The sequence below is a fragment of the Escherichia sp. TW09308 genome (assembly GCF_000208565.1).
GTDB lineage: Bacteria > Pseudomonadota > Gammaproteobacteria > Enterobacterales > Enterobacteriaceae > Escherichia > Escherichia marmotae.
Map to the genome: position 1 here is coordinate 169261 of NZ_AEME01000001.1, position 21961 is coordinate 191221.

The 21961-nt window shown below is 50.9% G+C and carries 22 protein-coding genes; 11 read left to right on the forward strand and 11 right to left on the reverse strand.

What is annotated here, in order from left to right; all coding sequences use genetic code 11:
- Window positions 1-22: 22 nt before the first annotated feature.
- Both ychF and pth read right to left on the reverse strand, forming a co-directional pair.
- Window positions 23-1114 (reverse strand): redox-regulated ATPase YchF, encoded by a 1092-nt coding sequence (gene ychF / locus ESM_RS0100925; RefSeq protein ID WP_000505858.1) that lies wholly within the window; start codon window positions 1112-1114, stop codon window positions 23-25.
- 116 nt (window positions 1115-1230) lie between these two features.
- Window positions 1231-1815 carry an aminoacyl-tRNA hydrolase gene (gene pth / locus ESM_RS0100930; protein ID WP_000152932.1) on the reverse strand — a complete coding sequence of 195 codons (585 nt, stop codon included), beginning with the start codon at window positions 1813-1815 and terminating at the stop codon, window positions 1231-1233.
- A 276-nt stretch (window positions 1816-2091) separates the two neighbouring features.
- On the opposite strand from pth, the gene ychH reads away from it, so the two are divergent.
- Window positions 2092-2370, forward strand: a complete 279-nt coding sequence (gene ychH, locus ESM_RS0100935) for a stress-induced protein YchH (RefSeq protein ID WP_000823886.1) — start codon at window positions 2092-2094, stop codon at window positions 2368-2370.
- Between the two features lie 59 nt (window positions 2371-2429).
- On the opposite strand, the gene dauA is transcribed toward ychH, so the two are convergent.
- From dauA to lolB, 4 genes are all read right to left on the reverse strand, one after another.
- Window positions 2430-4109, reverse strand: coding sequence for a C4-dicarboxylic acid transporter DauA (gene dauA / locus ESM_RS0100940; protein WP_001033338.1), 1680 nt, complete (start codon window positions 4107-4109; stop codon window positions 2430-2432).
- A 124-nt stretch (window positions 4110-4233) separates the two neighbouring features.
- Window positions 4234-5181, reverse strand: a complete 948-nt coding sequence (gene prs, locus ESM_RS0100945; protein ID WP_001516529.1) for a ribose-phosphate diphosphokinase — start codon at window positions 5179-5181, stop codon at window positions 4234-4236.
- 150 nt (window positions 5182-5331) lie between these two features.
- Complete coding sequence (gene ispE, locus ESM_RS0100950; protein WP_000480563.1) at window positions 5332-6147, reverse strand: 4-(cytidine 5'-diphospho)-2-C-methyl-D-erythritol kinase; 816 nt, start codon at window positions 6145-6147, stop codon at window positions 5332-5334.
- Window positions 6148-6182: 35 nt separating this feature from the next.
- Complete coding sequence (lolB, locus tag ESM_RS0100955; protein WP_001130685.1) at window positions 6183-6806, reverse strand: lipoprotein insertase outer membrane protein LolB; 624 nt, start codon at window positions 6804-6806, stop codon at window positions 6183-6185.
- Between the two features lie 213 nt (window positions 6807-7019).
- Here lolB and hemA point away from each other — a divergent pair, with 213 nt between their 5' ends.
- Genes hemA through kdsA form a run of 6 tightly spaced genes read left to right on the forward strand, consistent with a single transcriptional unit; the run spans window position 7020 to window position 12325 of the window.
- Window positions 7020-8276 carry a glutamyl-tRNA reductase gene (hemA, locus tag ESM_RS0100960; RefSeq protein ID WP_001516527.1) on the forward strand — a complete coding sequence of 419 codons (1257 nt, stop codon included), beginning with the start codon at window positions 7020-7022 and terminating at the stop codon, window positions 8274-8276.
- A 41-nt stretch (window positions 8277-8317) separates the two neighbouring features.
- Window positions 8318-9400: a peptide chain release factor 1 gene (gene prfA / locus ESM_RS0100965; RefSeq protein WP_000804714.1), complete on the forward strand. Its 1083-nt coding sequence runs from the start codon at window positions 8318-8320 to the stop codon at window positions 9398-9400.
- Entirely contained in the window at window positions 9400-10233 is an 834-nt protein-coding gene (gene prmC / locus ESM_RS0100970; RefSeq protein WP_000456440.1) for a peptide chain release factor N(5)-glutamine methyltransferase, read from the forward strand. The genes prfA and prmC overlap by 1 nt, the downstream gene beginning before the upstream one ends.
- The gene (gene sirB2 / locus ESM_RS0100975; protein ID WP_000200357.1) at window positions 10230-10622 is read left to right on the forward strand and encodes an invasion regulator SirB2; all 393 of its coding nucleotides are present in this window, start codon (window positions 10230-10232) and stop codon (window positions 10620-10622) included. The genes prmC and sirB2 overlap by 4 nt, the downstream gene beginning before the upstream one ends.
- 3 nt (window positions 10623-10625) lie before the next feature.
- Window positions 10626-11435, forward strand: coding sequence for an invasion regulator SirB1 (gene sirB1, locus ESM_RS0100980; protein WP_001257034.1), 810 nt, complete (start codon window positions 10626-10628; stop codon window positions 11433-11435).
- A 35-nt stretch (window positions 11436-11470) separates the two neighbouring features.
- Window positions 11471-12325 (forward strand): 3-deoxy-8-phosphooctulonate synthase, encoded by an 855-nt coding sequence (gene kdsA / locus ESM_RS0100985; RefSeq protein WP_000811071.1) that lies wholly within the window; start codon window positions 11471-11473, stop codon window positions 12323-12325.
- Window positions 12326-12504: 179 nt separating this feature from the next.
- Here the strand turns inward: kdsA and ESM_RS0100990 are convergent, their stop codons facing one another.
- Together ESM_RS0100990 and chaA are read right to left on the reverse strand one after the other, a co-directional pair.
- Window positions 12505-12612, reverse strand: a complete 108-nt coding sequence (locus ESM_RS0100990; protein ID WP_000170963.1) for a type I toxin-antitoxin system toxin Ldr family protein — start codon at window positions 12610-12612, stop codon at window positions 12505-12507.
- A gap of 408 nt (window positions 12613-13020) precedes the next feature.
- Window positions 13021-14121, reverse strand: coding sequence for a sodium-potassium/proton antiporter ChaA (gene chaA / locus ESM_RS0100995; RefSeq protein WP_010375735.1), 1101 nt, complete (start codon window positions 14119-14121; stop codon window positions 13021-13023).
- Window positions 14122-14389: 268 nt separating this feature from the next.
- Between chaA and chaB the strand changes: the two genes are divergently transcribed.
- Both chaB and chaC read left to right on the forward strand, forming a co-directional pair.
- Window positions 14390-14620, forward strand: coding sequence for a putative cation transport regulator ChaB (gene chaB, locus ESM_RS0101000; RefSeq protein WP_001146437.1), 231 nt, complete (start codon window positions 14390-14392; stop codon window positions 14618-14620).
- A 157-nt stretch (window positions 14621-14777) separates the two neighbouring features.
- Entirely contained in the window at window positions 14778-15473 is a 696-nt protein-coding gene (chaC, locus tag ESM_RS0101005) for a glutathione-specific gamma-glutamylcyclotransferase (RefSeq protein WP_016248767.1), read from the forward strand.
- 43 nt (window positions 15474-15516) lie between these two features.
- Here the strand turns inward: chaC and ychN are convergent, their stop codons facing one another.
- The gene (gene ychN, locus ESM_RS0101010; RefSeq protein ID WP_001169672.1) at window positions 15517-15870 is read right to left on the reverse strand and encodes a DsrE/F sulfur relay family protein YchN; all 354 of its coding nucleotides are present in this window, start codon (window positions 15868-15870) and stop codon (window positions 15517-15519) included.
- 183 nt (window positions 15871-16053) lie between these two features.
- On the opposite strand from ychN, the gene ESM_RS0101015 reads away from it, so the two are divergent.
- Entirely contained in the window at window positions 16054-17448 is a 1395-nt protein-coding gene (locus tag ESM_RS0101015) for a YchO/YchP family invasin (protein ID WP_000087125.1), read from the forward strand.
- Here the strand turns inward: ESM_RS0101015 and narL are convergent, their stop codons facing one another.
- Together narL and narX are read right to left on the reverse strand one after the other, a co-directional pair.
- Window positions 17449-18099 carry a two-component system response regulator NarL gene (narL, locus tag ESM_RS0101020; protein ID WP_000070491.1) on the reverse strand — a complete coding sequence of 217 codons (651 nt, stop codon included), beginning with the start codon at window positions 18097-18099 and terminating at the stop codon, window positions 17449-17451.
- The gene (gene narX / locus ESM_RS0101025) at window positions 18092-19888 is read right to left on the reverse strand and encodes a nitrate/nitrite two-component system sensor histidine kinase NarX (protein WP_000918090.1); all 1797 of its coding nucleotides are present in this window, start codon (window positions 19886-19888) and stop codon (window positions 18092-18094) included. The genes narL and narX overlap by 8 nt, the downstream gene beginning before the upstream one ends.
- A 338-nt stretch (window positions 19889-20226) precedes the next feature.
- Here narX and narK point away from each other — a divergent pair, with 338 nt between their 5' ends.
- Entirely contained in the window at window positions 20227-21618 is a 1392-nt protein-coding gene (narK, locus tag ESM_RS0101030; protein WP_000019812.1) for a nitrate transporter NarK, read from the forward strand.
- Window positions 21619-21961 lie beyond the last annotated feature (343 nt).

The following is a 21961-nucleotide window of genomic DNA, read 5'->3' on the forward strand; positions in this document are numbered from 1 at the left end:
ACCGCTCGGGTATTACGCGGAATTAGACGTTGAACAGGAAGTTCATCACATCGCCATCTTTAACGATGTAATCTTTACCTTCTGCACGCATTTTGCCCGCTTCTTTCGCGCCTTGTTCACCTTTGTAAGTGATGAAATCTTCAAACGAGATGGTTTGTGCACGGATAAAGCCTTTTTCAAAATCGGTGTGGATTTTGCCAGCAGCCTGCGGAGCCGTTGCACCAACCGGAATGGTCCATGCGCGCACTTCTTTCACCCCAGCGGTGAAGTAAGTTTGCAGATTCAGCAGTTTATAACCAGCACGGATCACACGGTTCAGACCCGGCTCTTCCAGTCCCAGTTCCTGCATAAACTCGTCACGTTCTTCGTCGTCCAGTTCGGCAATGTCTGCTTCAACAGCAGCACAAACCGGAACCACGATAGAGCCTTCTTTCGCCGCAATCTCACGCACCTGGTCAAGATACGGGTTGTTTTCAAAACCGTCTTCGTTGACGTTGGCGATGTACATCGTCGGTTTCAGAGTCAGGAAGCTCAGGTAACGAATAGCCGCTTTCTCTTCTGCGCTTAAATCCAGCGCGCGCAGCATACCTGCGTTTTCTAGCTGTGGCAGACATTTTTCCAGAACCGCCAGTTCGGCTTTCGCGTCTTTATCGCCACCTTTGGCCTTCTTCTGTACGCGATGAATTGCACGTTCACAGGTGTCGAGATCCGCCAGTGCCAGTTCGGTATTGATAACGTCAATATCGTCCGCCGGGTTAACTTTGCCGGAAACGTGGATGATATTGTCATTTTCAAAGCAACGAACAACGTGGCCGATCGCTTCGGTTTCACGGATGTTGGTCAGGAACTGGTTACCCAGACCTTCACCTTTCGACGCGCCTTTTACCAGACCGGCGATATCGACAAATTCCATGGTGGTGGGAAGCGTGCGCTGCGGTTTTACGATTTCAGCCAGTTGATCCAGGCGTGGATCGGGCATTGGTACGACGCCGGTGTTCGGCTCGATGGTGCAGAATGGAAAGTTGGCCGCTTCAATACCGGCTTTGGTCAGCGCGTTGAACAGGGTAGATTTCCCGACGTTGGGCAAACCGACGATACCGCATTTGAATCCCATGATTTAAATCACCTTAATATCTTAATAATCAACCTGTTATCGTAAACAGATTGTAGAAATGGAAATAACTTTGCCTATTATACACGGCACTCGGCAAAAATGCCGCAGACAACGACTTATTGCGCTTTAAAGGCGTGCAATCGGTTCGTTGCTTTGGTCAGGCCATCTGTAAACCACATTTCAGTACAACGTGCCGCTTCGTCGATGGCGTCATCAATTAACTTCTGTTCACTAACAGGTGGTTTGCCTAACACAAAGCCGACAACTTTGTTTTTATCGCCCGGATGACCAATTCCGATGCGTAAACGGTGAAAGTTAGGGTTATTACCTAATTTACTGATGATGTCTTTCAGTCCATTGTGACCACCGTGGCCACCGCCCAATTTAAATTTGGCGACGCCAGGAGGCAGATCCAGTTCGTCGTGGGCGACCAGAATTTCATCCGGGTTAATGCGGAAAAAACTGGCCATCGCTGCGACTGCTTTGCCGCTGAGATTCATAAATGTAGTCGGGACTAACAGGCGGACATCTTCTCCTCCGAGAGTCACTCGTGAGGTATAACCGAAGAATTTAGCTTCTTCCCGTAGAGGGGCGCGTAAACGCTCCGCCAGTAAGTCAACGAACCAGGCACCAGCATTATGTCGCGTTGCTGCATATTCAGCGCCGGGGTTCGCCAGGCCGACAATCAATTTAATCGTCACGTTTTTTGTCCTGAGTGAGTACATAACTGGCGCGTAGTTTACTGGTTGCGGCCCCGCTTGACAAAAAACAGCGCCTTATATGCTGACAACACAATAATTGCCTCTACAGACTATTAGAAAGTCAGGGTGTTCAGATGGTTATTTGTAAAGTTTTGTTGAAATAAAGGGGGTAATTGTGATCACACCCGCACATAAGCCACAGGGTGTTGTCTATACTTTACACATAAGGATGAGGGGTATTCCCTGTTACAACCCAGAAAGTTCCGGAGGTGACATATGAAACGCAAAAACGCTTCGTTACTCGGTAACGTGCTCATGGGGTTGGGTCTGGTGGTGATGGTGGTTGGCGTGGGGTATTCAATCCTCAACCAGTTACCACAGTTTAATATGCCCCAGTATTTCGCACATGGTGCAGTGCTGAGTATTTTCGTCGGTGCCATTCTCTGGCTGGCGGGTGCCCGTGTTGGTGGGTATGAACAGGTGTGCGACCGTTACTGGTGGGTTCGCCACTATGACAAACGTTGCCGCCGTAGCGATAATCGTCGTCATAGCTAATGTATAATGCAGTTTACTGACCAGTCAGTTTGTGCTGACTGGTCAATTTAATGCCTTTCTTACAGATCAGCCATCGCTGCGCTGCGATTCGGGAAGAACGCCAGGCGTCCCGGAATCGGTTGAATACCGGATCGAGCCATTGTGCGCAGAGGCTGAAATTCCACGTTACACACGCGCAGTTCACACCCTTCAGGCAGTCGCTTCACAAAACGCTGGAACGCATCAAGACCACCGGCATCAAGCACCGGAACGGCATCCCACTTCAGAATAACAATTCGTTTTCCTTCCAGACGTGATTCCAGTTCAGTGAACAGACCTTCAGCCGCAGCGAAAAACAGCGGGCCGATAACACGCAGAACCAGTACATCGTCAGGCACGTCTACTGCTACCGGAGCCAGGCGAGTCATACGGGCGATACGGCGCATAAACAGCAGCGATGCCAGCACGATCCCTACGCTGATGGCAATAACCATATCAAACAGCACGGTCAGTGACATGCACAGCAGCATGACGATGATGTCATCCTTCGGCGCATGACGCAGCAAATCGACTACTTTATGCGCTTCACTCATGTTCCACGCCACCATCAGCAGCAGGGCAGCCATGGCGGAAAGCGGCAGCCAGGAAAGCAGCGGTGCCAGTACCAGCAGGGCAAGAATAACCAGAATAGAGTGAATTACCGCCGAGATGGGGGAAGTCGCCCCGGCACGGACGTTAGCGGCAGAACGCGCGATCGCGGCTGTAGCGGTAATACCGCCAAAGAATGGGGCAATGATATTCCCCAGCCCCTGGCCGACCAGCTCACTATTCGCTTTGTGTTTCGTTCCGGTCATACCATCCAGTACCACAGCGCAGAGCAGAGATTCAATCGCCCCGAGCATTGCCATTGAGAATGCTGCAGGCAGAAGAGTGCGAATGGAGTCCCAGCTTAGCGTGAATTCTGAATTGGGCAGATCCCACGGTAGCACCAACTGCGGCAGCAGTTGCGGGATACCGTTACCCTGGGAGCCATCGGCCAGAACGTAGTGGAATTGCGAGCCGATGGTAGCAACATGCCCGCCGAGCAGGTTAACAATTCCCATCACCGCACAACCGGCCAGCAATGCTGGAAGGTGACCAGGTAAACGGATGCCCAGGCGCGGCCAGAAAATCAGGATCCCAAGCGTAACAATACCAATTGCGGCATCACCCACGTTAATCGTCGGCAGCGCCATAAATAATGCGCCAACTTTTTGCAGATAATGTTCCGGGACATGAGCCATTTGCAGACCGAGAAAATCTTTAATCTGCATCGTACCGATGGTGATCCCGATACCCGAGGTGAAGCCTAAGGTAACGGAAACCGGAATATACTCAATCAGGCGACCAAAGCGTGCCAGCCCCATCAGGATCAAAAAGATCCCAGACAACAATGTCGCAACCAGCAGGCCTGCCAGTCCAAACTGTTGCGAAACAGGATAGAGAATTACCACAAATGCCGCAGTCGGACCGGAGACGCTAAAGCGCGACCCACCCGTCAGAGCAATGACAATCCCTGCAACAGCAGCGGTGTATAAACCGTACTGTGGAGCTACGCCACTGCCAATTGCTAACGCCATCGCCAGCGGAATAGCAATAATCCCGACGGTAATCCCGGCAATCAGGTCACGGGTAAACCGTGCGGCAGTGTATTTTTCTTTCCAGCAAGCGTCGATCAGAGCGCGGAAAGGCATCACATGTGAGGAGAATATTTTGTTCACAATAATGTTTCATCCGTGAGCGCATCATCTGTCAACTAAATGGCAGGTGAAGGAGGCATAGGTCATACAAATGGATATTACAGACAAAAAAACCCGCCGCAGCGGGTCTTTGAGCCGGGTTCGATTAATGTTCGAACATAGCAGAGATCGATTCTTCGTTGCTGATACGACGAATCGCTTCGGCCAGCATACCTGACAGGGTCAGAGTACGCACGTTCGGCAGTAATTTGATTTCATCGCTCAGCGGAATAGTATCGCAGACAACGACTTCATCAATTACAGAGTTACGCAGGTTGTTCGCCGCGTTGCCAGAGAAGATCGGGTGAGTCGCATACGCAAATACACGTTTAGCACCACGTTCTTTCAGCGCTTCAGCAGCTTTACACAGCGTACCGCCAGTGTCGATCATGTCATCGACCAGTACGCAGTCACGACCTGCAACGTCACCGATGATATGCATCACCTGGGAAACGTTCGCACGCGGACGACGTTTATCGATGATTGCCATATCGGTATCGTTCAACAGCTTAGCGATAGCGCGGGCACGCACAACGCCGCCGATGTCCGGAGAAACCACAATCGGGTTATCCAGATTCAGCTGCAGCATGTCTTCCAGCAGGATCGGGCTACCAAATACGTTATCAACCGGAACGTCGAAGAAACCCTGAATCTGTTCAGCGTGCAGATCCACTGTCAGCACACGGTCAACACCGACGCTGGAGAGGAAGTCTGCAACCACTTTCGCAGTGATTGGTACACGAGCGGAACGGACGCGACGGTCCTGGCGCGCATAGCCAAAGTAGGGGATAACAGCGGTGATACGACCTGCGGAAGCACGACGCAGGGCATCAACCATAACGACTAATTCCATCAGGTTGTCGTTAGTAGGGGCACAAGTGGACTGGATGATGAAAATATCACCACCGCGTACATTTTCGTTGATTTGTACGCTGACTTCGCCGTCGCTAAAGCGACCTACAGCGGCGTCGCCGAGTGAAGTGTACAGGCGGTTGGCAATACGTTGTGCTAGTTCCGGGGTGGCGTTACCAGCAAAAAGCTTCATATCAGGCACGAGAAGAACCTCAGGCATGCGTCCATTGGTGGAAAGAATCTGCCGAAAACTGTGCGGGCCAGGCAATATTCTTTCCAGGCGGTGTATTAAAGAGCGCGATGCAACGTCTGGAACAAGGTGACGTTGTCACCGAAACTCAGCTTGCCCGGCTTAAAGCATGGCTCTGTGCAATGGGGAAAGGTTGACGCCTTTCGCCACAAAGCCATTGAGCCATTCCGGGGCTTGCTCTAGCACCTGGCGGGCTTCAGACTCTGTATCAAATTCAGCAAAGACACAGGCCCCTGTCCCAGTCAGGCGCGACGGGGCGTATTCTAACAGCCAGGAAAGCACCGCATCAACCTCGCGAAAACGTTTTCTTGCGATAACCTCGCAATCATTGCTAAATTCACATTTTAGCAACGTTTCTATTGACCTTTTCGGCGTGTTGCGCGGGAGTTCGGGATCTTTAAAAATTACCGGTGTCGGAATACTCACACCAGGGTGCGCTACCAGATACCATTTTTCTGGCGGTTCCACCGGTGTTAATATTTCGCCAACGCCTTCGGCAAAAGCAGCATGACCACGCACAAAGACAGGCACATCAGCGCCCAGCGTCAGCCCCATTTTCGCCAGCTCCTCGATGCTGAGTCCACATTGCCAGAGATGATTTAACGCCACCAGAACAGTCGCGGCATTGGATGAACCGCCGCCCAGACCACCGCCCATCGGCAAACGCTTGTCAATACTGATATCTGCACCGCTTCCCGCCGGAAGACGCCCGCTGGCGGCTGCTGTTTTCATCAGCAAGCGTGCCGCGCGAACAATCAGGTTATCTTCGTTTTCCACGCCTTCAACGGGCGTTAACAGGCGAATTTCCCCATCGTCACGAAGTTCAATGTTGATGGTGTCGCCGTAATCAAGAAACTGAAACAGCGTTTGCAACGTGTGGTAGCCGTCCGCACGCTGACCGGTAATGTATAAAAACAATTAAGTTTTGTCCGGAGAAGGCCACTGAGTCCGCATTATTTCACTATCCAGTTATCCATTTTTAACTTGATGCGCTGACCGCCGTCGGTGAGCTCCATATTGGCAGGCATCGCTGGTTGCGTTTTAGTGTCATAACCACCGTATACCACTTTCCAGTTTTTGCCGTTCTGGCTGTAGGTGATTTCACTCAGGCGATATTGATCGTCCAGTTTGTAGTCGGTCGCGTCTCCCGGCAAACCTAAAATCCACTGACGCAGACAATTGAGCGGTATTGGCATCCCGGTCAATTTGCCTATCATCTCTTCGGCATCATCAGCGGTGTAGCGCTGGCCTTTGTTATCCACTAACTGCACGTTACCTGGTTGCGCATTCAGCTCCAGCTCGGTGCTGCCCAATGGGTTAGTCAGCAGCAGACGGTAACGATCCTGACCGGTTTGCTGCCAGAAAAAGCGGGCGTAGACTTTCTGTTGATCGGAAATATAAGCAAACGCACCGCGAGTCTGATACTGATTAAGATTACGAACGTCTTGCTGATGCTGACGCCACTGTGGTGAATCCGGGCTTTTGCCTGGACCTTTGGGCGTGGTAACGGAACAGGCAGTGAGCACGAGGGCTGCCAGCGGTAGCAGGCGGATAAGACGAAAATCGGGCAGGGGCATAATGATGACAAGTCCTTGAGATACGTTGCAGTTATAACCCTTAATGCTAGCGTTACCGTCCGCTATCGTCTATGTTCAAGTTGTCTTAATTGCCAGAATCTAACGGGTTTCGGCAATTACTCCAAAAGGGGGCGCTCTCTTTTATTGATCCCGCGCATCCTGTATGATGCGAGCAGACTAACCATATCAACGTTGGTATTATTTCCCGCAGACATGACCCTTTTAGCACTCGGTATCAACCATAAAACGGCACCTGTATCGCTGCGAGAACGTGTATCGTTTTCGCCGGATAAGCTCGATCAGGCGCTGGACAGCCTGCTCGCGCAGCCGATGGTGCAGGGCGGCGTGGTGCTGTCGACGTGTAACCGCACAGAACTTTATCTTAGCGTTGAAGAACAGGATAACCTGCAAGAGGCGCTTATTCGCTGGTTGTGCGATTACCATAATCTTAATGAAGAAGATCTGCGTAATAGCCTCTACTGGCATCAGGATAACGATGCGGTTAGCCACTTAATGCGTGTCGCCAGTGGTCTGGATTCACTGGTTCTGGGCGAGCCGCAAATTCTCGGCCAGGTGAAAAAAGCGTTTGCCGATTCGCAAAAAGGCCATATGAAGGCGAGCGAACTGGAGCGCATGTTCCAGAAATCTTTTTCTGTAGCGAAACGCGTTCGTACCGAAACAGATATTGGTGCCAGTGCCGTGTCTGTCGCTTTTGCGGCTTGTACACTGGCGCGACAGATCTTTGAATCACTCTCTACGGTGACGGTATTACTGGTGGGGGCGGGCGAAACTATTGAGCTGGTGGCACGTCATCTGCGCGAACATAAAGTGCAGAAGATGATTATCGCCAACCGTACTCGCGAACGAGCACAAATTTTGGCAGATGAAGTTGGCGCGGAAGTGATTGCATTGAGCGACATCGATGAACGTCTGCGTGAAGCCGATATCATCATTAGTTCTACCGCCAGCCCATTGCCGATCATCGGTAAAGGCATGGTGGAGCGTGCATTAAAAAGCCGTCGCAATCAACCGATGCTGCTGGTGGATATTGCCGTTCCGCGCGATGTCGAGCCGGAAGTCGGCAAACTGGCGAACGCCTACCTTTACAGCGTTGATGATCTGCAAAGCATCATTTCGCACAATCTAGCACAGCGTAAAGCTGCCGCCGTGGAGGCGGAAACCATCGTCGCTCAGGAAGCCAGCGAATTTATGGCGTGGCTGCGTGCACAAAGCGCCAGTGAAACCATTCGCGATTATCGCAGTCAGGCAGAGCAGGTTCGCGATGAGTTAACCGCCAAAGCGTTAGCGGCTCTTGAACAAGGCGGCGACGCGCAAGCCATTATGCAGGATCTGGCATGGAAACTGACTAACCGCCTGATCCATGCGCCAACGAAATCACTCCAACAGGCCGCCCGTGACGGGGATAACGAACGCCTGAATATTCTGCGCGACAGCCTCGGGCTGGAGTAGCAGTACATCATTTTCTTTTTTTACAGGGTGCATTTACGCCTATGAAGCCTTCTATCGTTGCCAAACTGGAAGCCCTGCATGAACGCCATGAAGAAGTTCAGGCATTGCTGGGTGATGCGCAAACCATCGCTGACCAGGATCGTTTTCGCGCATTATCTCGTGAATATGCGCAGTTAAGTGATGTTTCGCGCTGTTTCACCGACTGGCAACAAGTGCAGGAAGATATCGAAACCGCACAGATGATGCTCGACGATCCAGAAATGCGTGAGATGGCGCAGGATGAACTGCGCGAAGCGAAAGAGAAAAGCGAGCAACTGGAACAACAACTTCAGGTTCTTTTGCTGCCAAAAGATCCTGATGACGAACGCAACGCCTTCCTCGAAGTGCGCGCCGGAACCGGCGGCGATGAAGCCGCGTTGTTTGCTGGCGATCTGTTCCGCATGTACAGCCGCTACGCGGAAACCCGTCGCTGGCGTGTGGAAATCATGAGCGCCAGTGAGGGTGAACATGGTGGTTATAAAGAGATCATTGCTAAAATCAGCGGCGATGGTGTGTATGGTCGGTTGAAATTTGAATCCGGTGGTCATCGCGTGCAGCGTGTCCCTGCCACGGAATCGCAGGGGCGGATCCATACTTCTGCTTGTACCGTTGCTGTAATGCCGGAACTGCCAGAAGCGGAACTGCCAGATATCAACCCGGCGGATTTGCGCATTGATACTTTCCGCTCTTCAGGAGCGGGAGGTCAGCACGTTAACACCACCGATTCGGCAATCCGTATTACCCACTTGCCGACCGGCATCGTTGTTGAATGTCAGGATGAACGTTCACAGCATAAAAACAAAGCGAAGGCGCTTTCAGTGCTCGGTGCTCGCATCCATGCGGCGGAAATGGCAAAACGCCAGCAGGCGGAAGCCTCGACCCGCCGTAACCTGCTGGGGAGTGGCGATCGCAGCGACCGTAACCGTACCTATAACTTCCCACAGGGGCGCGTCACCGATCACCGTATCAACCTGACGCTCTACCGTCTGGATGAAGTGATGGAAGGTAAGCTGGATATGCTGATTGAACCGATTATTCAGGAACATCAGGCTGACCAACTTGCGGCGTTGTCCGAGCAAGAATAATGGAATATCAACACTGGTTGCGCGAAGCAATAAACCAACTTCAGGCGAGTGAAAGCCCGCGGCGCGATGCTGAAATTTTGTTGGAACATGTTACCGGCAAGGGACGCACTTACATTCTCGCCTTTGGTGAAACGCACCTGACTGACGAGCAACGAGAGCAACTCGACGCGCTGCTGGCGCGTCGTCGCGCCGGTGAACCCGTTGCTCATTTAACCGGTGTGCGTGAATTCTGGTCGTTGCCGTTGTTTGTTTCGCCAGCGACTTTGATTCCTCGTCCGGACACCGAATGTCTGGTAGAACAGGCGCTGACACGCTTGCCTGAACGGCCTTGTCGCATTCTCGATCTTGGTACTGGCACCGGGGCGATAGCCCTGGCATTGGCCAGTGAACGCCCGGATTGTGATGTTACGGCGGTTGACCGAATGCCTGATGCAGTTGCCCTTGCAAAGCGCAATGCACAGCATCTGGCGATTAAAAATATCCATATCCTGCAAAGCGACTGGTTTAGTGCACTTGACGAGCAGCAGTTTGCGATGATTGTTAGCAATCCACCGTATATCGACGAGCAGGATCCACATCTTCAACAAGGCGATGTCCGCTTTGAGCCGTTGTCGGCGCTGGTTGCGGCAGACAGCGGTATGGCTGATATCGTTCACATCATCGAACAGTCGCGTAATGCACTCGCATCCGGCGGATTTCTGCTTCTGGAACATGGCTGGCAGCAGGGCGAAGTGGTGCGGCAGGCATTTATGCAGGCGGGTTATCGTGATGTCGAAACCTGTCGTGACTACGGTGATAACGAGCGCGTGACGCTTGGTCGCTATTATCGATGACAAGTTTCAACACGCTGCTTTGCGTTCATCTCATCAGTATCGTGCTTTCTGTCGGCTTTTTAGCCCTGCGTTTTTGGTTACGCTACCAGGAGCATTCACTGGCATTTGCTCGCTGGACGCGAGTATTGCCGCCAGTTATTGATACAGTGTTATTGTTCAGCGGCGTTGCGCTGATGGCTAAAGCGCACATCCTGCCATTTTCCGGGCAGGCACAATGGCTGACTGAAAAGCTGTTTGGAGTTATCATTTATATCGTTTTGGGTTTTATTGCTCTCGATTACCGTCGGGTGCACAGTCAGCAGGTGCGCATTATTACCTTCCCGCTGGCGCTGGTGGTGCTGTACATCATCATTAAACTCGCCACCACAAAAGTACCGTTACTGGGGTAAGTCATGAGATCGTTAGCTGATTTCGAATTTAATAAAGCGCCGCTGTGCGAAGGCATGATCCTGGCTTGCGAAGCAATCCGCCGCGATTTTCCCTCGCAAGATGTATACGACGAACTGGAGCGTCTCGTTAGTCTGGCGAAGGAAGAAATTAACCAGCTTCTACCTTTAGAAGAGCAGTTGGAAAAATTGATCGCGCTGTTTTACGGCGAATGGGGGTTTAAAGCCTCACGCGGTGTTTATCGCCTCTCCGATGCTTTATGGCTTGACCATGTGTTGAAGAACAGGCAGGGCAGTGCGGTATCGTTAGGTGCCATTTTGTTGTGGGTCGCTAATCGTCTCGATTTGCCGCTACTGCCGGTGATTTTCCCGACGCAGCTTATTTTGCGCATTGAATGTTCGGATGGCGAAATTTGGCTGATTAACCCTTTTAACGGTGAATCGTTAAGCGAACATATGCTGGATATATGGTTAAAGGGAAATATCAGCCCATCTGCGGAACTGTTTTATGAAGACCTGGATGAAGCAGATAACATTGAGGTTATCCGCAAGCTGTTGGATACGCTGAAAGCATCACTGATGGAAGAAAACCAGATGGAACTTGCATTACGCACCAGCGAAGCCTTGTTACAGTTCAACCCGGAAGATCCGTATGAAATTCGCGATCGCGGGTTGATTTACGCGCAACTGGATTGCGAACACGTTGCGTTGAATGATTTAAGTTATTTCGTTGAACAGTGTCCGGAAGACCCGATCAGCGAAATGATCCGTGCGCAAATTAATAACATCGCGCATAAACATATTGTGCTGCATTAATTAATCGACATTTTACTTAAGATTAAGGCGATCCTATGAAACAAAAAGTGGTTAGCATTGGCGACATCAACGTAGCAAATGACCTGCCGTTCGTGCTGTTTGGCGGTATGAACGTGCTGGAATCCCGCGATCTGGCGATGCGCATTTGCGAGCACTACGTAACCGTGACCCAGAAATTGGGTATCCCTTACGTGTTCAAAGCCTCTTTTGACAAAGCCAACCGCTCCTCCATCCACTCTTATCGTGGGCCGGGCCTGGAAGAAGGGATGAAAATCTTCCAGGAGCTGAAGCAAACTTTTGGCGTAAAAATTATCACCGACGTTCACGAGCCAAGCCAGGCACAGCCTGTTGCTGATGTTGTGGATGTGATTCAGCTACCGGCGTTTCTTGCTCGCCAGACCGATCTGGTGGAAGCCATGGCGAAAACTGGTGCGGTAATTAACGTCAAGAAACCACAGTTTGTCAGCCCAGGCCAGATGGGTAACATCGTTGATAAATTCAAAGAAGGCGGCAACGAAAAAGTTATTCTTTGCGATCGTGGCGCTAACTTCGGTTATGACAACCTGGTTGTCGATATGCTGGGCTTCAGCGTAATGAAGAAAGTGTCTGGCAACTCGCCGGTAATTTTCGACGTTACCCACGCACTGCAATGCCGCGATCCGTTTGGTGCAGCTTCCGGTGGTCGTCGTGCCCAGGTGGCCGAACTGGCACGTGCCGGTATGGCAGTAGGTCTGGCTGGTTTGTTTATTGAAGCGCATCCGGATCCGGAACATGCGAAATGCGATGGTCCATCCGCGCTGCCGCTGGCGAAACTGGAACCATTCCTCAAGCAGATGAAAGCAATTGATGAGCTGGTTAAAGGTTTCGAAGAACTCGATACCAGCAAGTAATCTTTTTGCTTAAAAACAAAAACCTTAGCGTTTTGGCTGCACCCCAAAAGTTGGACACCCAACTGATTAAGGTGCAGTTTTTTATGGCCAAAGGATACAAAAAAGGCCGCAGGTTGTTACTCCTGCGGCCGGTTTCGGGCGCATATTGCCATCACGGCAGCCTGACACCCGTCTTCACCTTATTTCCGGTTACGCCACCAGCCGACAATCGCTGCGGTGATAATTCCCGCAAGGATCGGTGCTGCCAGGTCGTGCCAGAAAGTCATGGCAAACTGCGCGAGCGTCATATAGCCGCCTTTTTGTTGTAATGACAACGTTTTGCGGCTATTCTTGAGGTGTCTGGTTTCAAGATTAGCCCCCGTTCTGTTGTCAGGTTTGACCTCTCAACGTGCGGGGGTTTTCTCTTTCCAGCAACCAATGCCGCCAGGGATAAAGCCCCCACAACATTGCGCCTCACCGGATAACTCCGGCTTGGCGTGGATACTACACTTCAAATCTTCTTTACTTCACCCCTGAAACGTTCGTAATGAAGAGTACATTCCGGATTTTCACCAACTGTTGCAGTGATTTCGTGCAAGCGGTGGCACAGGCTCGCAATTCTGATTAATGAATTACTCAGGAAGGTCAAAAGAGATGAAACACGGAGGGATTTTTCTTATCTCCCCCGATCTCTGTCATCAGGGGAGATATCAATGTCAGGCAAATATCGTAATCAAATAGGCGGCAAACAGAGCCAGATGCGCTGCGCCGTTGAGGACGTTAGTACGCCCGGTGGAGAATGAGATATGACACAGTACTAAAGAGGCCACCATCACCACCATCTCCGGTGCACCAAGAGCAAACTGCAATTCGTTGCCCGTCAGAAAGGCGATCAGCGTCACGACAGGTACGGTCAGCGAAATTGTCGCTAATACCGAACCAAAGAACAGATTCATCGCACGCTGGACCTGGTTGTTTAATACGGCTTTTAACGCCCCTAAACCTTCCGGCGAAAGAATCAACAGTGCCACCAGGAAACCGGTAAAGGCCACCGGGGCATTCATGCTGGTGAGGAGCGTTTCCAGTGGGCTGGCGTTCATTTTGGTGACTGCAATCACCGCTATCAGATGGATAATCAACCAGACAGCATGCCACAGACTGCTATGGGCAGACGGTTTGCCGTGGTGCGGATCGTCATCATCGCTGTCATCCTCGTGCTCATAGACAAACAGACTCTGGTGCGTTTTGGTCTGAATCAGCAAAAATACGCCGTACATTGCCGCGGAAATTAAAGCCACCAGTAACGCCTGACCGGTTGAGAAATTCGCCGCAGGCAGAGCCATCGGGAATACCAGCACAATAATTGCCAGCGGAAACAGGGCGATCAAATACTGTTTAATACCAAACAGATTCATATATTGGGTGGCAAATTTGCGTCCGCCCAACAGTAATGAAAAACCAACCAGCCCACCGGTAACAATCATAATGATTGAATAGAGCGTATCTCGCATTAACGTCGGCGCGGCATCGCCGGTCGCCATTAAGGCTGAGATCAGACTGACTTCAAGAATAACCACGGAAAGGCTAAGAATAAGAGAACCATAAGGTTCACCCAGGCGATGCGCTAATACGTCAGCATGACGGACAACACTAAAGGCACTGCTTAAAATACCAATAAGCGCAAGAAGGTTGATGGCAATGACCACTGGTAGTGTCTGAGCGCTTCCCCACAGGAACAGCACCACCAGCGCCAGAACCGGGAAAATAAGCGAGGTCTCCTTGTGGCGGGTTTTTACCGCCTCGTGAGCATTTGTCATTATGGTTATCCCTTTGCAGATGAATTTGTCGGAAATGTAATAAATCGGTGGAAAAAATAACAGAAAGTGTCTGGATATCGGTAACATTTTACGAAATTTTACCCCGCTGCCGCTTTTTTACTCTTTGGGGGATAAAAATAATCAACGCGTTTAGCCAATGTTTGTATTAGCGTCTCTTAAGAAGATTCTAACGTGGGAATTCTTATACGCTGGCAAGCGTGGGTATTGTTGACCACACTTAAAGTTCACCTTTAAAAAGGAGTCAATAATGCCGTATAAAACAAAAAGCGATCTGCCAGAAAATGTAAAACACGTTCTACCGTCTCATGCCCAGGATATCTATAAAGAGGCATTCAACAGCGCCTGGGATCAATATAAAGATAAAGAAGATCGGCGTGATGACGCCAGTCGTGAAGAGACAGCGCATAAAGTGGCCTGGTCCGCAGTGAAACATGAATATGCCAAAGGGGATGATGATAAATGGCATAAAAAAGAGTAATCCCCGGAGATGAACTAAAGCTATTCGTGCGGCGTCGCCTTGCAAGTGGTCTGAGAAATGCATATTGTCCCGAGAGTGGTTTCAAAATGAGCAGTAAAAATGTCCGGAAGACACCAATAAGTTGTCGCAAGGAAGTATGCAGTGGCGGAGGTATAAGGTGATAACGCGTGATTTCTTAATGAATGCCGATTGTAAAACGGCATTTGGTGCCATTGAAGAATCACTCTTATGGTCAGCAGAACAACGGGCGGCCTCGCTGGCGGCGACGCTGGCTTGCCGTCCTGATAACGGACCGGTGTGGATCTTCGGCTATGGGTCGCTGATGTGGAATCCGGCGCTGGAGTTTATCGAGTCGTGTACCGGTACGCTGGTTGGGTGGCACCGGGCGTTTTGCCTGCGTCTGACCGCGGGGCGCGGGACAGTGCACCAGCCGGGACGGATGCTTGCCCTGAAAGAGGGCGGTCGCACCACAGGGGTGGCGTATCGCTTACCGGAAGGGTCGCTCGAGCAGGAACTGACTTTGCTGTGGAAGCGGGAGATGATTACTGGCTGTTATCTGCCAACCTGGTGCCAGCTTGATCTTGATGACGGGCGCACAGTAAACGCACTGGTATTTATTATGGATCCACGGCATCCAGAATATGAATCCGACACTCGTGCTCAGGTCATCGCGCCGTTGATTGCGGCAGCGAGCGGTCCGCTGGGAACCAACGCACAATACCTGTTTTCACTGGAACAAGAGCTTATCAAGCTGGGGATGCAGGATGACGGGTTAAATGATTTGCTGGTGTCGGTGAAAAAACTGCTGGCGGATAATTTTCCGGATGGTGTGTTACGGCCAGGATTTGCCTGATGAAACATCTGTCATAGTGGGGCGTCGGACGCCCCGCCAGACATTAAAATGTGAGCACTTTATCGGCTGCCAGCGTCCATTGCGCCAGTTCGACCAGAGTGCCAATTTCAACCCCGTCAATCAGCGGAAGTGGGCTGATGCCGCGACCATCGGTGCAGGTCTTGCACAGTTTCACGGGTACATTTTGCGCCGTGAGGATCTCCAGCATTTGCTGAATATTGTAGCCTTCCCCTGGTTTTTGTCCGCGCAATCCGGCAGTGACCGCATCAGACATCAGAAACAGACGCAGATCCAGGTCGCTCTTCTGCTCTCGTAGCGCAATGGCCAGCCGCAGGCTGTTAAATAAGGATTCACTCCCGTAGGGGGCTCCATTGGCAACGATCACGATTTTTTGCATTATTCACTCCTGTATTCAGAGAATTAGACTTTCTATTTATATCTTACTGTTTTTGTGCTGTCTGACTAATTTGCCGCATTTTTAGGATTTTCCATAAAGCGTGAGAAAGTACGAGAAAAGTTACCAGTAATCGTTATTCTATAAAGTAATGAGTGTTCATTTTTATCGGAAACTACTGACGTTTTGAGCCGTATCGTCTTTCGTGTTATCCCGCTTTTTTTACTCTTGCTGCTGGCAGGCGGTATGGCTGATGCACAGCCATCCTTTGAGCAGCAATCGGCAAATCCTTTTGATAACGATAATGATGGTCTGCCGGATTTAGGAATGGCACCGGAAAATCATGACGGTGAAAAACACTTCGCTGAAATTGTGAAAGATTTTGGTGAAACCAGTATGACTGATAACGGTCAGGATACAGGCGAACAAGCGAAAGCCTTTGCGCTGGGAAAAGTCCGTGATGCGCTTAGCCAGCAGGTTAATCAGCATGTAGAATCCTGGCTTTCGCCGTGGGGGAACGCCAGTGTTGACGTCAAAGTGGATAACGAAGGACATTTCACCGGAAGTCGGGGAAGCTGGTTTGTACCGTTGCTGGATAACGAGCGCTATCTCACATGGAGCCAGGTTGGACTGACCCAGCAGGACGATGGTCTGGTAAGTAATCTTGGCGTGGGTCAACGCTGGAAGCATGGCTCGTGGTTGATGGGATACAACACGTTTTATGACAACTTGTTGGATGAAAATCTTCAGCGGGCAGGCTTTGGTGCTGAAGCCTGGGGAGAATATCTGCGCCTGTCGGCAAATTATTATCAGCCTTTTGCCTCATGGCGTGAACAGACAGCTTCGCTTGAGCAACGTATGGCGCGCGGTTACGATCTGACCGCCCGAATGCGAATGCCGTTTTACCAACATATCAACACCAGCGTCAGCGTCGAACAATATTTTGGCCAGAGTGTTGATCTGTTTAACTCTGGCACGGGGTATCACAATCCAGTTGCCTTGAGTCTGGGGCTAAATTACACACCTGTGCCACTCGTCACAGTGACCGCCCAGCATAAACAAGGCGAAAGTGGAGAACGCCAAAATAACCTCGGACTGAATATTAACTACCGTTTTGGCGTGCCGCTCAATAAACAACTGTCTGCTGGTGAAGTTGCGGAAAGTCAGTCGCTGCGCGGTAGTCGCTATGACAATCCGCAGCGAAATAATTTGCCGGTTATTGAGTATCATCAGCGTAAAACTTTAACGGTGTTTCTGGCGACGCCGCCCTGGGATCTTAAACCCGGCGAATCTGTACCGCTGAAATTACAAATCCACAGTCGTTACGGTATTCGCCAATTGATCTGGCAGGGAGATACGCAGATGTTAAGTCTGACGTCGGGAGCAACTGCCAACAGTACGGATGGCTGGACGCTGATCATGCCGGACTGGCAGAGCGGGGAAGGGGCGAGCAATCACTGGCGATTGTCGGTGGTGGTGGAAGATAACCAGGGACAGCGTGTCTCCTCCAATGAGATCACGCTAACGCTTGCCGAACCTTTCGATGCGATGGCAAAGGACGAACTGCGCTGGGAACCATAATCAGAAAATACGTTCCTGATGCACCCATACCGCGGCTTCCACACGAGATTTGAGCTTCATTTTTTTCAGCATGTGCTTCACATGTACTTTTACCGTGCTTTCTGTGATGTCCAGGCGGCGGGCAATCATCTTATTCGGTAAGCCCTGAGCAATCAGCTTCAAAATATCGCGCTCGCGCGGCGTTAACTGGTTGACGTCGCGTTCAGTAGTCGCGCGGTTAGCACGCAGGCTGGCGGCCAGAACGGGGGTTAACGCCTCGCTTAATACCATTTCGCCAGCAGCAGCCTGATGTAACGCTTTCAACAGATCTTCCGGCTCCATATCTTTTAACAGATAGCCATCTGCGCCGCGTTTCAGGGCGGTGACCACGTCCTCTTCATGGTTAGAGACGCTGAATACCACAATGCGACCGGATAAAGATTTTTCACGCAGTTTATCCAGCGTTTCCAGACCGTTCATGCCGGGCATATTCAGATCAAGCAGAATCAGATCCGGATCGAGAGATTCCGCCAGTTCAATACCCTGCTCGCCATTACTTGCTTCGCCAACCACGGTGATATCGGGGGCCATGCTGATAAGCTGTTTTACGCCAGTTCGCAGCATCGGGTGATCGTCGATCAGCAGGATAGTAGCCGGTTCCTGATTACTCATGGGTATCTCCTTGGACGTCTGTGAAATTTTTTTCGGGAATAAAAGTGACCACCACTTCGGTGCCACCTGATTCACGACGGCGGACGCGGCAGTCGCCACGCAGACTTTGCGCACGGTCACGCATAATTATCATGCCGTAGTGATTGCTGCGGATGGCATTTTCAGGCACTCCGCAGCCGTTATCCTGGACGGTCAGTTTGACCTGATTATCGTTTTGCGCCACTGTTACCACGACCTCGCTCGCTTGCGAATGTTTGAGGGCGTTACTTAATGCCTCACGGGCAATTTGCAACAGATGGATTGCCTGATGCGAAGGCACCAGGCGCGGTGGCAATTGGTAATCCAGCTTCACCGGAAAGCCAAATTTTGCGCTGTATTCTTCACAACTTGCTTCCAGTGCCGGGCGTAACCCCGGTTCGGTGAGCTGTAAACGGAATGTGGTGAGCAGCTCACGCAACTGCGCCCAGGAAGCATTCAGTTCGTTACGGATCTGGCTTAACAGGTCGCGGCTGCTTTCTGGCAGCGCGTCGCCTTGCATCTGTAAACAACTCACCTGCATCTTCATGCAAGAGAGAGATTGGGCAATAGAATCATGCAGTTCGCGCGCAATGGTGGCACGCTCTTCCATCACGATCAACTGCTGCTGGCGTTCCTGATGGCGATCCAGTGCCAGAGTGGCGGTTAATTGCTCAACCAGCGTATCCACCAGTTGCTGTTGATCATGGCTTAGATGGCGGCCCTGCGGCAGAGTCGCCAGCAAAATTCCGTACTGCATATGAGAATCGGTCAGTCGCCATTTCAGGGTCGTGCCGCGATCGCCAACAGGTAATACGCCGCGCGGGCAGAGTTGGCAGCCTTTGTCGTCGCAGGTCATATCCGACTGGCAGGTGAACTCCTGATGGTTCTCTTCATCTTCAGTGTCATACACCCGCAGTTCGATATCACGCAGTAGGGTTAAATTTTGTAAGCCGTTGAGTACGGGAGACAGGCGTTCACACAGCGGGGCGCGAGAATGCAAACGACGGTTAGCCTGCCACAAAAAAGAGAGTATCTGATTTTTATGTTCCAGACCGGCGGTTTTTTCCCGTACTCGCTGCTCAAGTACGGCATAACTCTCCGCCAGTTCCGCAGACATATTGTTCAGCGCTGTTCCTAACATCGCCATTTCATTGCGACCGCTGATATGTGCCCGCTGGCTAAAATCACGGTGACTTACCGCACTCGCCATCGCCAGCAATTGCCGCCACGGTTGCAGCAGTCGCGCTCGCAGCCAGATAATGGTGAAGACCAAGAGCAATGTCATAAACACCGCCATTACCCGGTGGACCATCACTACCGTCTCAATGCGCATTTCAGTGGTGTGATCAAAACCTGAGACTAACTGATCCAGCCCGGCAACAAACTGACTGACGTCTGCCGATACGGTTTCTCTGGTTTGCGCACGTAATAGTCCTGGAACGAGTTCATTGCGCCAGTACTCCTGCAAACTTTTTAGTTGTTCCTGTTGCCCGTCGCGTTCTGCGGCACGGCTTAATTCTGGGCTAAAGGCGGTTTGCTCCATCTCTTTTAGCAACGGCGTGTCTTTCTCGCTTAATGGCACCGCTGCCAGCAGGCGGTAACTTTGCATACGCAGCGATCCTGCTTTGTTGATGGCATGAGCGCTGCCCTGAACGCCTTGCACCAGCCAGCCAGAAACCGCCATCCCCGCCAGTCCAATAGCGGTAGAAAGCAAAACAATAAGCGCAACCTGATTGACCAGGGTGAGCGGAGAGAGACAACGTTTAAGCATGTAAACCTCTTCCTTCAGGCTTTGAATGAGCAATAACCTTAATGAATGTGATGATACATTCTGAAATGGCATTATTCTCAGCTATTGGCTGAAGTATACCCATACCCGGAAAGAGTTACTCCTTATTTGCCGTGTGGTTAGGCGTTTTACATCAGTAAGGGTAGGGATTTTACAGCGCCGTGAAAAATCTCATAATTTTTATGAAATCTCTGTACTCACTATGGGTAATGATAAATATCAATGATAGATAAAGTTATATTGTCGTTTGATTTATATCAAATTACCTTTAGCTACAGCCACTAAGGTGGCAGACATCGAAACGAGTATCAGAGGTGTCTATGAGTCACTCATCCGCCCCCGAAAGGGCTACTGGAGCTGTCATTACAGATTGGCGACCGGAAGATCCTGCGTTCTGGCAACAACGCGGTCAACGTATTGCCAGCCGCAACCTGTGGATTTCCGTTCCCTGTCTGCTGCTGGCGTTTTGCGTATGGATGTTATTCAGTGCTGTCGCGGTGAACTTACCGAAAGTCGGCTTTAATTTTACGACCGATCAGCTATTTCTTTTAACCGCACTACCTTCGGTTTCTGGCGCATTATTGCGGGTGCCATACTCCTTTATGGTTCCAATCTTCGGTGGGCGTCGCTGGACGGCGTTTAGTACTGGTATTCTGATTATTCCTTGTGTCTGGCTGGGTTTTGCCGTGCAGGATACCACTACGCCATACAGCGTATTTATCATCATTTCTCTGCTGTGCGGCTTTGCTGGCGCGAACTTCGCTTCCAGTATGGCAAACATCAGCTTCTTCTTTCCGAAGCAGAAACAGGGTGGCGCGCTGGGCCTGAATGGTGGTCTGGGTAACATGGGCGTCAGCGTTATGCAGTTGGTTGCTCCGCTGGTGGTATCACTGTCGATTTTTGCTGCATTTGGTAGCCAGGGCGTAACACAACCGGATGGCAGCGAATTGTATCTGGCTAACGCCTCCTGGATATGGGTGCCGTTCCTCGCCATCTTCACCATTGCGGCGTGGTTTGGCATGAACGACCTTGCTACCTCGAAAGCCTCCATCAAGGAGCAGTTGCCGGTACTCAAACGGGGTCATCTGTGGATTATGAGCCTGCTGTATCTGGCGACTTTCGGCTCCTTCATCGGCTTCTCTGCGGGTTTTGCCATGCTGTCAAAAACGCAGTTCCCGGATGTGCAGATTCTGCACTACGCCTTCTTCGGACCGTTTATTGGCGCACTGGCACGTTCTGCGGGGGGGGCTCTATCTGACCGTCTCGGCGGCACTCGTGTAACGCTGGTGAACTTTGTCCTGATGGCGATTTTCAGCGGCCTGCTGTTCCTCACCTTACCGACTGACGGGCAGGGCGGAAGTTTCATGGCGTTCTTCGCGGTCTTCCTCGCGCTGTTCCTGACGGCGGGGCTGGGGAGTGGTTCCACCTTCCAGATGATTTCCGTGATTTTCCGTAAACTGACGATGGATCGCGTGAAAGCAGAAGGTGGTTCTGACGAACGCGCTATGCGTGAGGCAGCAACCGACACTGCAGCGGCGCTGGGCTTTATCTCTGCCATTGGTGCTATCGGTGGCTTCTTTATCCCGAAAGCGTTCGGTAGCTCACTGGCATTAACGGGTTCGCCAGTCGGTGCAATGAAAGTATTTTTGATTTTCTATATCGCCTGCGTGGTAATTACCTGGGTGGTATATGGTCGGCATTCTAAAAAATAAATCGTAATATTTGATTATCCTTTGCGCGGCGTAATGTCGCGCTTTTTTTATTTGTCATTTAGTTACAACATACTTTCAGAGGGATAATTATTTCAACGGCGTCATTAAGCATCATTAATATGTCATCCATGGGGGATACTCCTTAATACCCACCTGTATAAAAATCCGAAGCGTTTAAATGTGCTTAGATGTAAAAGTTATTAACTTACAATATGTTAGGTGAAACATTTTAATTACCCCAAAGGGGTATATTAGGAAATTACTTTATTTTTCATCCCCTCCACACTTGATCGTTATCAATTCCCACGACGTTTCAGAGCGTTACCTTCATTTTAAACATTAG